Source organism: Lyngbya sp. PCC 8106 (assembly GCF_000169095.1).
In the GTDB taxonomy this organism is placed as follows: Bacteria; Cyanobacteriota; Cyanobacteriia; order Cyanobacteriales; family Microcoleaceae; genus Capilliphycus.
In genome coordinates this window covers 36,335-50,425 of sequence record NZ_AAVU01000049.1, presented here as the reverse complement: position 1 = coordinate 50,425, position 14,091 = coordinate 36,335, and the positions used below count along the sequence as shown (strand labels likewise).

The 14,091-nt window shown below is 42.0% G+C and carries 10 protein-coding genes and 1 pseudogene; 4 read left to right on the top strand and 7 right to left on the bottom strand.

The annotated features are described in order from the left end of the window. Positions 1-125: 125 nt before the first annotated feature. Positions 126-1,127, top strand: coding sequence for an RNA polymerase sigma factor, RpoD/SigA family (locus tag L8106_RS24665; RefSeq protein ID WP_009787234.1), 1,002 nt, complete (start codon positions 126-128; stop codon positions 1,125-1,127). A 60-nt stretch (positions 1,128-1,187) separates the two neighbouring features. Here L8106_RS24665 and L8106_RS24660 read toward each other — a convergent pair. Then, a pseudogene (locus L8106_RS24660) lies at positions 1,188-2,389 on the bottom strand (RNA-guided endonuclease InsQ/TnpB family protein). Positions 2,390-2,533: 144 nt separating this feature from the next. Continuing rightward, on the bottom strand, positions 2,534-3,157 hold the full coding sequence (gene cobO, locus L8106_RS24655) for a cob(I)yrinic acid a,c-diamide adenosyltransferase (protein WP_009787231.1): 624 nt from the start codon (positions 3,155-3,157) through the stop codon (positions 2,534-2,536). 124 nt (positions 3,158-3,281) lie between these two features. Here cobO and L8106_RS24650 point away from each other — a divergent pair, with 124 nt between their 5' ends. Then, positions 3,282-4,706, top strand: coding sequence for a hypothetical protein (locus L8106_RS24650; RefSeq protein ID WP_009787230.1), 1,425 nt, complete (start codon positions 3,282-3,284; stop codon positions 4,704-4,706). Between the two features lie 173 nt (positions 4,707-4,879). Here the strand turns inward: L8106_RS24650 and L8106_RS24645 are convergent, their stop codons facing one another. Beyond that, on the bottom strand, positions 4,880-6,247 hold the full coding sequence (locus L8106_RS24645; protein ID WP_009787229.1) for a diguanylate cyclase domain-containing protein: 1,368 nt from the start codon (positions 6,245-6,247) through the stop codon (positions 4,880-4,882). A gap of 458 nt (positions 6,248-6,705) precedes the next feature. On the opposite strand from L8106_RS24645, the gene glp reads away from it, so the two are divergent. Then, positions 6,706-7,932 (top strand): gephyrin-like molybdotransferase Glp, encoded by a 1,227-nt coding sequence (gene glp / locus L8106_RS24640; RefSeq protein ID WP_009787228.1) that lies wholly within the window; start codon positions 6,706-6,708, stop codon positions 7,930-7,932. A gap of 22 nt (positions 7,933-7,954) precedes the next feature. Further along, entirely contained in the window at positions 7,955-8,590 is a 636-nt protein-coding gene (locus tag L8106_RS24635) for a response regulator transcription factor (RefSeq protein ID WP_009787227.1), read from the top strand. Between the two features lie 39 nt (positions 8,591-8,629). On the opposite strand, the gene L8106_RS24630 is transcribed toward L8106_RS24635, so the two are convergent. From L8106_RS24630 to L8106_RS24615, 4 genes are all read right to left on the bottom strand, one after another. Next, positions 8,630-9,010, bottom strand: coding sequence for a hypothetical protein (locus L8106_RS24630; RefSeq protein WP_009787226.1), 381 nt, complete (start codon positions 9,008-9,010; stop codon positions 8,630-8,632). Between the two features lie 275 nt (positions 9,011-9,285). Further along, complete coding sequence (locus L8106_RS24625) at positions 9,286-10,002, bottom strand: hypothetical protein (RefSeq protein ID WP_009787225.1); 717 nt, start codon at positions 10,000-10,002, stop codon at positions 9,286-9,288. A 73-nt stretch (positions 10,003-10,075) separates the two neighbouring features. Then, a complete protein-coding gene (locus L8106_RS24620; RefSeq protein WP_039897165.1) occupies positions 10,076-10,894 on the bottom strand; it encodes a pentapeptide repeat-containing protein in 819 nt (272 codons plus the stop codon). A gap of 316 nt (positions 10,895-11,210) precedes the next feature. After that, positions 11,211-13,538 carry a phosphodiester glycosidase family protein gene (locus L8106_RS24615; protein ID WP_009787222.1) on the bottom strand — a complete coding sequence of 776 codons (2,328 nt, stop codon included), beginning with the start codon at positions 13,536-13,538 and terminating at the stop codon, positions 11,211-11,213. Between the last annotated feature and the right edge of the window lie 553 nt (positions 13,539-14,091).

Below are 14,091 nucleotides of genomic sequence, written 5' to 3'. Positions count from 1 at the left end.
CCACAGGGTCAGACTTTCTACCAGTTCAAAAAAGAACGCACTCAAATCATTCTTTCCTACTCATTGTTGAGTCGGGTAGACTCACTACCAATTTTGATTCAGTTAAGGGAGTTTAATTTAAAACTATGGCTAAGGTAAACAATCTCAAAAAAGATCAATCTACCAAACGGAACACTCGACCAGGGGTTTCAGTGGACACCGTGCGGACTTATCTGCATGAAATTGGTCGTGTTCCTCTGCTTACCCAAGAAGAAGAAATTCACTACGGTAAGCAAGTCCAACAGATGATGAAACAGTTGGAAGAAAAAGACAAATTGACCAAAAAACTCGAACATGAACCCTCCAAAACAGAGTGGGCAAATGAAGTCGAATTAACGGAAGATGAACTAGATCGTATTTTAGATTGCGGTCGCCGCGCTAAACAAAAAATGATCGAAGCGAACCTGCGCTTAGTTGTTTCGATCGCTAAAAAATACCAAAAGCGCAACATGGAATTTTTGGATCTAATCCAAGAAGGAACACTCGGTTTAGAACGAGGTGTCGAAAAATTTGACCCGATGAGAGGGTATAAGTTCTCCACCTACGCTTACTGGTGGGTACGACAAGCCATTACTCGGGCGATCGCTCAAAATGGTCGTACGATTCGTTTACCGATCCATATCACCGAAAAACTCAACAAAATCAAACGAGTTCAACGGGACTTGGTTCAAAAATATGGTCGCAACCCGACACCCACCGAAATTGCAGAAGCTTTAGAGTTAGAACCCTCTCAAATTCGGGAATACTTGCTGGCTTCTCGCCATCCGATTTCGTTGGATCTGCGAGTGGGGGACAACCAAGATACCGAACTTCAAGAACTGCTTGAAGACGAAACAGCTTCTGCTGATAACTACGTCACCCATGAACTGCTACGTCAGGATCTCAAAAGCCTGATCGATGAATTAACCCCGCAACAACGGGAGGTGATTCTATTACGCTACGGCTTAGAAGATGGTAAAGAACTATCTCTCTCTAAAGTAGGCGCTCGGATGAGCATCAGCCGTGAACGAGTCCGTCAGCTTGAAAATCAAGCTCTCAATCACCTCCGTCGTCGGAAGTCTCAAGTGCGAGAATATCTGGCTAGCTAGTTTGATTGATCGCAATTCTAACCTCTCTCCGTGTCAGAGAAAGCCTGGGGAGAGGGTGAACTACTCCGCCCACAAGGGGACGGAGCTTCCCAACTCAACAGCAACCGCCGCTACAGATGGCTTGCGCCCCCGTTTTGGTCTTACATTGCCTCCTTGGGCAGTAGCGCTGGTTCCCAACGCTAATATCCGTAAGCCGTCCGGCTCGAATATTTACAGCCGCATTTATGTCTCTGTCGTGCTTAGTTTTGCAGTTGGAACACTCCCAACTCCGAATATCAAGCGGCAAGCTGTCAATTCGATTTAGGCATACATGACAAGTCTTGCTAGACGGGAAAAATCGACCAATTTCAAGGTAGGTTTTCCCGTCTTTTTCTGCTTTGTATTTTAATTGTCTGGTGAATTCAGACCAGCCACAATCGCTAATTGCTTTCGCTAGATTGTGGTTTTTTATCATGTTTTTAACTGCTAGATTCTCTACAATGATGACTTGGTTTTCGTTCACCAATTTGCGAGAGAGTTTGTGCTGGAAGTCTTTGCGAGTGTTGGCGATTCGTTCATGCACTCGCGCTACAATGCGTCTTGCTTTTTCTCGGCGCTTTGAACCCTTCTGTTTTCGGGAAAGTTTGCGCTGTTTACGTTTTAGATTTTTCTCTCGTTTTTTAAACGGCTTGGGGTTGTCAAACTTTGAGCCGTCAGATGTAATTGCGATCGGGGGTTAATCCTACATCAATACCAATCGCTTTACCCTGATTACTTGTTTCGAGTTCCGGCAGTCCATCGTCAAACAGCAAGGAAGCGTAGTATTTGCCTGTCTTACCCATGCTAACGGTAACGGTTTTCAGCTTGCCATCAAAAGCTCGGTGAAACTTTGCTTTGACTTCACCAATTTTCGGAAGCTTAATCACTCCATCTAGTAGCTTGACGTGCTGCGGATACTGGATTGATTGTTTCCCGTGCTTGCCTTTGAAGTTGGGATATTTCGTTCGACCTTCAAAGAAGTTGATAAAAGCCCGAGATAAATTCAGGGACACAGACTGAAGCACCTGAGAATAGCATTCAGCCAACCAAGGAAACTCCTTCTTGAGTCCTGGTAAGCGGTTGTTATATTCCTGTCTTGATAATCCTTTCCCAGTCGCCTTGTAGATTTCGTTATTTAGGTTCAGAGCGTGGTTCCACCACCATCTAGCACAGCCAAACGCCTTTGATAAGGCTACTTGCTGTTCAGTGGTTGGATAGATTCTGACCTTAACAACGTTTCTCATAACTTGAGTTTAGCACGGAAAAGATTGATGGTAAGTTCGGTGGATCGTTGTAAATCTGCGCGGCACGAACCGCTTGATTGACCTGCCTTTCATCCCCACCCACGAGGGTATGGGGAATTCCGGCAATTTCAGTTAAAATATGATCTAGTATTCGATCCCGGGTTGAGCTTTAACCCCTTGTTCTCGAAAAGGGTGCTTAACCAGGGTCATTTCTGTTACCAGGTCAGCCCGTTCAATTAACGCCTGGGGTGCGCCTCGACCCGTTAAAATGATATGAGTGTCTTCGGGTTTTTCTGCGAGTCCGGCTAACACCGTTTCCACGCTGAGATATCCCAATTTGATCACCACATTAATTTCATCGAGCAACACTAACTTATACTCAGGATTACGGATAAAAGATAAAGCCATTTCCCAAGCTTGTTGCGCCTTTTCGATATCGCGATCGCGATTTTGAGTTTCCCACGTAAACCCTTCTCCCATGGCGTGAAACTCTAACTGATCCAACCAATGGCTAAAAACGGCTTTTTCTGCGGGTTCCCAAGCCCCTTTGATAAACTGAACAATCGCCACCCGATAACCGTGACCAAGCGATCGCATCACCATCCCCAAAGCTGCGGTTGTCTTCCCTTTCCCGTTTCCAGTATGAACGATAATTAACCCTTTCGTCTGCGACGCTTTAGCGACTCGCTGTTCTTGAACTTCCTTGCGTCGCTGCATTTTGAGGCGATGTTGCTCGGAGGTTAATGTTGTATCGGTTTGAGAGTCCATAGCTTTTCTGTTGTCAATTTGATTAAACTACTATCATAGGTTTTAACGCTTTACGCTGTAACCCTTATAAACTCGTTACCCTCTATTTACTCAATCCAAACAACAGTTAAAGGATGATTAAAAAGTGAGTAACAAAGCTGAAGCTAGCAATAGCGGGTCTTACAAAGGGTATGAAGCCGTTCTAAAGAACGCTAAGGATGTAAAGGACACAGTAGATGAAGTCAAGGCAACCATGCCCAAAGGTATCAGTTTTAAAATTCAAGATAATAAATACTTGATGCTTCAATTCAAGTACCCGGGGACTGGTAAGCGACTACCAAAGTCCTGTAACGTACCCTTTGCACCGGAAGGTGTTTATCAGGCGCGAGACAAGGCATGGAAAGTCAAAGAAGCACTAAGCAAGTTTAAAACAACATCAGAATTTTGGGGGTGGTACGATCAAGAAATTTTAGAAGTTAACGAAATTGTTAACGACCTTAAAACCTACCGTGAAATTTTTCAAGAAATAGAAGATGAATACTTCAACGGAGTACACAAAAATACAGGCGAAAAAAGGTCAAGAGATAATCCTAGCTTCACCAAATCGTACAAAGTCACATACTTGATTTATTTCAATAAATTCCCTAATTGGGACAAATGCCCTAACTGGAAAGACTTTAACGCTGTTTTAAGCAACTGGAACAAAGGTACAAAGTCTTTTCGTAACGCTTATTTCGTTCTCAAAAAGATAGCAACATATTCTAGCAAATCAACAGCAATGATGTTACTAGAAAAGCTTTCAGAAATTGACCCAAAGCAAACTGAATTCACAGAAAAGCAATACATCCTATGGGATGATTTCACAAAATGGAGAGAGTCGGCTAAAAGAGCTACAAAGGAAGGGAGTTGTTACGAGCAAACTAAAAAGCGGTGGTTATGGGTAACAGGAATGATTGCAATGTATGGGTTAAGACCAACTGAAATTGCAGCATCATTAAACCTTGACAAACCGTACACAAAAGACGGTGTAACTATCCCTGCTATCAACGACCCAAACAACGAACTAAAGTTGCTAGTAACGGGTAGTCATACACCGTGGGGAGCAACAACTAAAACGGGATTTAGAATTTCATTACCGTTTACTACAGACAAGGGTATCTGGAACGTCCTAGAACTCACTAACGTGTTCTGTTTTGACGAGGATAAAGACAGGTATCTATCAGAAGATGCGATAACGTCAGGTTTCAACAGAAGTCACAGGCAATGGATGACAAGCAACAATTCTCCCGTTACTCAAATGTACGCTTTCCGTCGCTTAAATAGTTGGTTAAAGCATAAGTACGGCATTCCTGAAACCGTTGTAGCGGCTTCATTAGGGCATAGCGTTGATGTAAACCGCAAGCATTATATGTCATGGTCTGACTTCCGCTCTACTGTTGATATGCTAACTGGATTCACTAAAGAACCACTTGGTTATAAGACGGCTACAGAACAGCTAACAGCACTAGGAATTGACGTAAATGACCCATCAGCTAAACTCATTCTAAGAGTCATTTATCAACTAGAATAGTTGCAGTAGATTGAATAGACTTGATTGAGTTCCTAATGTAGTGTTAAACTCCCTAGAGATAACTTAGGGGGTTTTGTTTGTTTATTTTTATTTGACTCATCCTTTAACTGTTGTTTGGATTGAGTAAATAGAGGGTAACGAGTTTATAAGGGTTACAGCGTAAAGCATAGCTTTTAACCCTCTACAATGCGATCACGTCCTTGTTCTTTGGCTTGATAAAGTGCCCCGTCCGTCCGAGCAATTAACATTTTCAATGAATCTTCCGGTTGGGGAACACAAGCACTCACACCCTGACTTAAAGTGATGAATGGACAAACCGTGGATTGAGGATGAGGAAGCTGGAGTTGATGAATTTGGGAGTGAATTAATTCCGCCACAAGTTTCGCCCCTTCTATGTCCGTATTGGGTAAAATCACCGCAAATTCTTCTCCCCCATAACGAGCGACAAAATCAGCCGGACGCTTAACTGCATCATGGATCGCTTGAGCAATTTGACGCAAACACTCATCTCCTGCTTGATGGCCGTAATGATCGTTATAACTCTTGAAATAATCAATATCTGCTAGGATCAAAGACAGGACTAATTGCTCTCGTTTAGCTCGATGCCATTCTTGTTGGAGATAATGATCAAAAGCACGGCGATTTCCGATTTGAGTTAAAGAATCTGAAATCGCTTGTTGATAGATATTTTGACTGGTTTCATTGAGTAACATTTCCCATTCTTTGCCTTCGGAAATATCACGAATCGTCACCGCAAACCCCTCTCCATTTTTCACCGCTGTAATTTGATACCAGTTTTGAGTATGGTGTATATTAAAACGGAACTCTTGATTTAAAGTTTCTCCCATTTCGACAACCTGAACTAACTGTTCAAATAGAGTATGATCGAGTTTATCAATCATACTTTTTAGGACTCGTTGACCGACTAAACTATTCGGAGGCTGACCGATGAGTTTAGCGAACCGAGGATTAGCGACAACACAGCGAAAATAAGCAATCTTTCCCGTCTGATCACGAACCGCTTTAAAAGCTGCGATTCCATCGGGTGAACTATTTAAAACACTTGCTAATAGCGATCTAGACTCACAGAGAATTTCTTCAACCTGTTGACGACGTTCTATTTCTTGAGTGAGTTGTATTTTTTGACGTTTGAGGGCGAGCTGATTTTCAACCCGAGCGACCACTTCTTCAACTTGAAAAGGTTTAGGAATATAATCAACTCCTCCAACTTTGAAGGCTTTTATTTTGTCAAACAATTCATCTAAATCACTCATAAAAATAATCGGAATATCAGAAGTATTAGGATGATATTTTAGAGATTGACAGAATTTATAGCCATCAACTTCAGGCAGAATAATATCTAATAAAATTAAGTCTGGATTATGATATTCTGTCTTGATTCGTGCAATCTCTGCATTTTCGGCTTTGATCGTCAAATAACCATAACTGTTTAACATTTCAGCTAAAAAGTTTAAGTGTTCTAAAGAGTCATCAACAATGAGGATGCTACCCAATATACTCTTATCGTTAGAATCAATCATGATTTATATTACACCACTTATAATTTTCAATGTTTTTAAATTCCTCAACATGAGTCTCTCTCAAAATGAGAAAACAATCACCCCATTCAGAAAAATTACTGAATCATAGAGAACAGGCTGTTGATCGGTTTCTACACTCTCTAAAAAGAGTTTTCCTGGTCTTCGACAAGAATAACAGACTAATGGAGAGGGAATATAAACAAAGTTGATTATAGGGGTAGAGAAAGAAATCAAACGCGAAAATAAAGCTTGTTCAGATTGAACACAGGGATCGAGGTATTTCTATTATGCCAAAATCAATTCAAGTTTAACAGTATTGTAAAGAAAACCCTCACCACCCCTCAAGACAATAACGGGTTATTGCAATGGTAAAATATTGTCATCATCATAGTCAGTTTTGCTTTGGGGGTAATGGCAAACCCTTAAAATAAAATAAAATTGTTTTCTACTCAACTTCTATGTTACCTGTTGACCAAGCCGAATCAATCATTTTTGACTTAGTAAAGCCCTTAGAGAGTTCCCAAGATATACAAACTGTTGATCTCCGAGATGCTAGAGGACGAGTCTTAGCAACACCTGTGATCAGTCACCTTGATTTTCCTCACTGGGATAACTCCGCGATGGACGGTTATGCAGTACGTTATGTAGATATTACCGGATGTACTACTGATCATCAGCCAACCCTAGAAATTGTCGAAGAAATTCCTGCCGGATATCAACCCCAACAGACTCTACAACCCGGACAAGCCGCCCGGATCTTTACTGGGGCTTGTTTACCAATGGGGGCGGATACAATAGTCATGCAGGAAGATACCCAACGTCAAGGTGATCGGGTAACTATTTTGAACTGTCCACCATCGACAGCGTTTGTGCGTCGTCAGGGTTCTTTTTACAAAGCCGGAGAATTGCTATTAACGCCGGGAATTCTTCTAGATGCGGCAGAGATGGCGGTATTAGCGGCGAGTCAATGTGTACAAGTTCCAGTTTTTCGTCGAGTCAAAGTTGCCATTTTTTCTACAGGCAATGAATTAGTCACACCCGATCAACCCTTGGGGCCAGGACAATTGGTTGATTCTAACCATTATGCGTTAACTGCGTTGATGCAGAAAATGGGCGTAGAACCCCTGAATTTTGGGATTGTACGGGATGATCCTCAAGCCTTGAAACAAACCATTTCTGAAGCGATTTCTCAGGCGGATGTGGTGCTTTCGACGGGGGGAGTTTCAGTCGGAGATTATGACTATATCGAACAAATAATTACGGAGTTAGACGGTAAAATTCACATCCAATCTGTGGCGATGCAACCCGGTAAACCCCTAACGGTGGCAAAGTTTCCCGATTGTGTTTATTTTGGCTTACCCGGAAATCCGGTTTCGGCTTTAGTCGCGTGTTGGCGGTTTATCCAACCGGCTTTGAGGAAACTTTCGGGGTTAAAATCAGAGTATTGTCAACCTGTTTTTATTAATGCGCGATCGCTGAGTCATTTACAGTCGAAAGGAAAACGAGAAACCTATCTTTGGGGCAAACTGAGTGTGAACAATGGTGAGTATGAGTTTAAACTCGCAGGGGGAACCCATAACAGTGCAAATTTAGTGAATCTCGCCCAAACTACAGGTTTAGCAGTGTTACCTGTTAATTGTACCCAAGTTGAGGCCGGAGAGGTTGTTAAAGTGTTGCAAGTCTAGGTTTTTTTAAATAAGGTGAACTATGCGTGTTTTAATTGTGGAAGATGATCCGATGATGCAACTCGGCTTAGAACAGGTTTTATCGGATTGGGCAGATATTGATTTAATTGGAATTGCAGAAGATGGTTATTTGGGTGTAGAAACGGCGTTAAACCAAAAACCGGATTTGATTTTAATGGATATTGGTTTACCTCGGATGGATGGGATAGAAGCTACCCAAAAAATTAAGGAAGCTTTACCTGAAATTCGTGTGGTGATGTTAACCTCTCATACCGCAGAAACAGAGGTGATCGCAGCGTTGTCGAGTGGGGCGGATGCCTATTGTATTAAAGGGGCGAGTGTTGATCGTTTGCGGGCGGCGATCACAGCAGCCAGTGAGGGGGCGACTTATCTTGATCCGCAGGTGGCGAAATGTGTGATCAATCATTTACAACCGCCAACTCCTCAAAGTGATCTCAAAAGTACGAATTTATCGCCCCGAGAGTTTGAGGTTTTGAAGTTGATGGTCGAGGGGAAAACGAATGTAAAAATTGCTGAAGAATTGTACTTGAGTCCAAATACAATTAAAACTCATGTCCGAGGAATTATGAATAAATTGTCGGTTGATGATCGGGTGCAAGCTGCGGTTACTGCATTACGTTTGGGGTTAGTGACGTAAGCAGAAATCAGGAATAGAGTCTAGATTAATAATCAGTCTTTAGAATGAGGAATTGTTGCGCTCAAAAGGTTGATAATCTGTACAATCTTTGGCTTGTTCACTCATCACTAGAGAGGGTTGAACTGCACATTTAAGATAAACGTTACCATTAAAATATTGACAATTTGTACAAGGAATTTTTTGAAAAGGCTTGCTGATCGAGAGTTGAGTTCTAATCAGTTTCCGGGCTTGTAACTGTTTAATCAAGATAACAATAAAAGCAATTCCTAAAAAACCGGAGGCGAGATAAACTAATCCTATCCCTTGCTGAGATGCAGAGGTTTGATTAACAGACTCTTTCGAGAGAGGAACTTCCTGTACAACCGACTCTCGTGAGTCTACTTCGTAATAGCTTACGGCTGTGGAATCAGAGATTAACATACTAGAGGGAAAGGTAATGTTATCGGGGGGCTATTGGTATTATTCTCAGTATCAGACGATTGTCCGGACACCTGCCTCTTTCTTAGGGAAGAATTATCATCGATCTCTGTCTCTGTAAAAAGACGGGTTGGTGAGATGACATGAAACTCAAGAAAGAATACAGATTAGTTATCGATCAAAAATTAGAAGAAGTCAAGAGGCAAAAGTCAGAAGTTTTTTTCTTTCTCCCCCTTTCCTCCGCCCCCAACTTCTGGCTTTCCCATCACCCGATCTCCCTATCCGCTACCTCTAGCAAATAGAAAACGACAGCGACGACGTTTTTTCAGGAATAAAAAAGCTGCATAGAGAATTAGGGTTTCTCCTAAAAGTTCTGAGAATTCTTCAATCGCAACTCTGACTTTCTCCGCAAAAAAAATAATAAAATCATGCTGAAATAATAACCCAATAATCACTCGAAACGAACCTTTAAACAGTTCCGCCCCCAATCCTCCGACAATTAATAAAGTCAGTCCTAACAATACAATTAAAGCTTCCTGACGATACACTCGCCACAACTTCCGAACATCTTTGTACCAAACCGCAGGCGCGATGGAAAATACACCCAAATAAATTCCCATCCAATCTCCTTTTCCTAAGACTGAAAACCAGTTATCCAGTTGCAGATGAATTTCAAAGATTTCATCCAAAGTCGCGTACAATAATAAAATAGCGATCGCTAACTTAAAACCCCCAGAAGGCGGTAATTTAGAACGGCGTTCCGTCACAAACAACATCAAGGCGATCAAACCAATGGCAAACAGATAAAACGCCTGCAAAAAAGAAGGAATCGTCATTTGACCATTCATGTCGAAAGGCGCGTAGGGTTCCCCTGTTAATAAAATGCTTCCCAGATAGATAGCCACAATGACAAGTTCAAATCCAATCACACTCGCTAAAATAGCAGAATTAGAGGGTTTTAGAGGGAGTTGCGGGAATCTCTTGATCTTGTTCACAGTGGTGATCAAAATAAATACAACTTTCCCCTCTACAGCTTCTATTGCGTTGATTCCTGATCGCGATCAAGATTTATTGCGGATGTACCGAACCATCGGGTAATATCGCCCCAGCGAGAATTGTCCCTGTGAGTTTAACCATAATGCGATCGCCTGTTCCGACTTTCGCCCCGGTTAAATTAGCCCCTCGCAGATCTGCCCCACTCAAGTCAGCGCCAATTAAATTCGCTTCTTGTAGATTGGCATATCGTAAGTCTGCTTGCAGGAAATTTGCCCGAAACAAATTCGCCTTGTACAAACAAGCCCCATTCAAGTTAACTTTATGCAGAAAAGCATCACTCAAATTTGCATGGCTTAAGTCCGCCCCGGTTAAATTCCGCCCCGAAAAATCTCTTTCTTTGAGATCTGCCCCTTTGAGGTCAACTCCACTCATATCGGGCGCGTGAGGTCGCTGGTAGGCTGGTTGTGGGGGATAATTGGGTTGAGGTTTGGGTTGAGGTTTGGGTTGAGATTTGGGTTGAGATTTGGGTTGAGAAGTTCGGTAAGTGGTGGATGTCGCCGGACGAGAATAGGGTTTCGCCTGGGTTTGAGTAGACGAAGCGGAATATCGAGTTGTGGTTTGTCGAGTGGATGCAGTCGTCGTTTGCTGAGGAGTAGACTTATATTGAGAGGTTGTGCTTCGTTTTAAAATTGATCGCAGTTTATCTCGGGCTAAATTAATTTCTTTTAGCTTTTCTTCCGCTATTTTTCGTAATCGTTGATTGTCTTCTGGAATGCGATCAGGATGCCAAATAAACGCCAAGTCCTTATAAGCTTGATCAACCACATCCAGAGTGGCACCTGGCTTCAGTTCTAACACGCGATAGCAGTAGTTTAGTTCGCTTGGAGTCATCATGGAAGTGGCAGAACTCACTCAAGTTTCGATTGGGGATTTTGGGCGACTTGCATTTTCACAGAAACCTTTGCAATTTCAGCCCGGAGATTGGGGATTAACCCGTTAACTGTGATTCTGACATGGGGTTAAAATGCCTGCACAGTTCTCAACAATATAACGCTCAAAATGGATCACGGCATTTATTCCCTCAACACGTTACGCTTGTTAGACTATTTTAGCGTCTTGCTGGAATACAACAGTGTCGGATTTTCCCAATAAAAGAAATAGTATTCAAAAAATCGACTGCACATTTTGTTTTATTTTTGACGATTTTCTAATTTCTTGATCTCCAAAATAAGCCTAAACCGTTATGAACTCGGGCGGCGGTATCTGCTGTCCGGTTGAGTAAATGACCGCCTAAAATCAGGCTAGTCGAACTTCCGCCATCCAAATTTAATCCCTCTACGGCCCCAAGTTGCTGTATCAATTGCGCCAATTCTGTTAAATCTGGCCCTGGCCCTCCCACTCGGTTATGAACAGTGACAATCAATAAATCTCCATTGGCAGTCACACCAATTCCACTACGAATTGCACGCTGTTTAGCAAACCAAATATTAAACCCTTCGGCTTCTGCATCAACAACGATTTGACCTTGTTGTAATAGTAGCGGCCCTGCTCCTAAAATGTGAGGATATTGGTTAAACTCGGAGGGTGTTGTTTTGGCTGTGATCGCAATTTTACCACCCAGGGGAAACGCACTCAAAGCACTTCTAAAAGAACGAAAGGTGAGTAAATAACCATTTTGAGGAATTTCGATGGGGGTTTGATCATCGTTCGATTCGATTTGACGACTCAGTTGATTATTTTCAACCGTGATTATAACTTCATTTAAGGTTAATGGAGTGTAACTTTTTCCCCAGTCTGGAGTATAACGGGCTATTCCGGCTTTGACATAGCCAGTATTTAACAAATCAATTTCAAATTCTCGTCCACTGGAAAGGGTTAAGGTTTCTGTTAATTTTAAGCGTGCCATTTTGACGGTTCCGGTATCATTCCACGCCATCACACCTCGGTTGAGAATTGGCCCTGAAAACCATTTGTTATTTTGTCGAATGGTTCCTAAAGGTAATAAATTGTTGCGGTTAAAGTATCCACCATTAATTGCGGCTAAACTTCCCCAACTATTGGTAATCTGAGACAGAGATGCTGTTCCTTTCATCTGAGTTTTGTCTGTCCAAATCGGTTGCAGTTTCAAACCAGAATTTCGTTTGACTTCCAACCACACAACCGGAAAGCGATCCTGATTTAAAGTTAAATATTGTTGTCGCCAATTCAAACCTGTAGTCCAAAGAATATTACGTTCAATTAAGGCATCTTTCCGCACTTCTATCCAAATCCGATTGGGGTTTGTTAGTGTAAATACTTTGATTCCATAACCATCGGGTAATTTTCCTTTAATTACAGTTTGAGTTTCTCCTGGTTTAACCACAGGACGGGGAATTTTAGCCTCACTTCCACTGGTTTCTCCTTCGTTTTTTTGGTCTTCATCGGGTTGAGGAATCGTTGACTCTGGAGGGGCTTCTGAAAAGCGATCTGCAATGGATTTTTCGGTCAGTGCATCAACAACAACTTCCCAGTCGGAACTGAGTTCATACAACTCCCAGGGTGTAGCTTTGTTGAGATTAATCACCATCCGAGAAACATCAGAAAATTCTTCATAAGTAATCTGATTGATTTGACCGATCTCTGAGAAAATATTGAGAGTGTTTCCCTCCCGTTCAACTTCCCATTCTCCAGTTTTGGCTAAAGCATCAATGTTGAGATAACGATAGTCTCGATCAAATTGAGTTAGCATAGAAACAGGTTGAACAAGTGGAGAAAACCAATTAATCGGTTGCCAGGAAGTTTGTTGATTATTTAAGGGATTCATCCCCAAAACTAACATTATCCCTTTATCACTAATTCCGGTTAAAGTTGAAACGCCCGAACTCCATTGACCCCAAGCTGTTTTCCAACGTCTACCATTGACTGATAAATGGGTTCCTGTACGAACAATTCCCGGTTTTGTCGGTTCCACACAATAGGGAGAAGCCAGAGGTAAAGCTTTTCCAAGAAAAACTAAAGCTTGATAAATAATTGCTGCAACTTCAGAGCGAGTCGCAGGTTGATTTGGATTTAAAATTACGGCTTGAGGATAATTGACAACTATTTTAGACTGAGTTGCACCGGAAATTGCACTAACAGCATAGTTAGGAATTTGATCGGCATCTTTGTAAACTTCAGCTAAAGAAAAAGCCGTGGTTTTTGGAATATTTAAACCCGCAACTAAAGATAACAAAACATGAAGACGGGTAATATTTGCTTGCGGGCGAAAGGTGTTGTCAGGAAAGCCAGAAATAAAGCCAGCTTCGTAAGCATTTTGAATGGCAGAAAACGCCCAAAAACCTGTTGAAACGTCTGAGAAGGGAAGATAAGCCCGTTTGGGAGGACGCTGGAAGGCGGCTTGTAGCAGAGCGGCATATTCGGCGCGAGTCAGGGTTTGTTCCGGGCGGAATGTCCCATCTTGAAAACCACTGACAATATTTTGGCGTTGTAGGCGTTGAATGAAAGAACGCGCCCAATGTTGGGTAAGATCGGGAAAAGGAAGTTGAGAATTTGCCATTAGTTGTTGAGGATACAGGTTATATCTAACGATCTAAGCATTGTTTTTCTTTTCCAGATCGTATAAGTCGTGATCCGCATCAAATCTATAGACCAATGGTGAGTAAATTTTCTTTACAATTGGGGTGACAAATTTCTTCAAAACTTGCTTTTCCCTCATCGTCAATGTGCCGCCAGGCGACTGCATCTACACTCAACAGTCGAGTTGGGGTGTCAATATTGATCCTTGATTTGATCCTCGACTGCACACCTGCGATAGATCAAGTTAAAATTCAAGATAATTTTTGATAACCTCCTTCTTTTCCGGAGAAGCCGGAACGTAATGTGTAGCGTCGATCTGTTTATTATTCTGATCCGAGAAGTCCAAACTCCCACACATTGTAGTTCAGCGTCAGTAAAAACGCGATTTGAGTCGGAATCGGTTCTAGGTGCTAACCCTTAGAAGCAGGTAATCTTGACTAAGGCTGTACACTTTAGCCGTTGTCAATGACATCTAATGTGTCAGTGTTTTCACTGAATTTTCACATTAATGAGGCTCAAGTTTAGTAAATTCT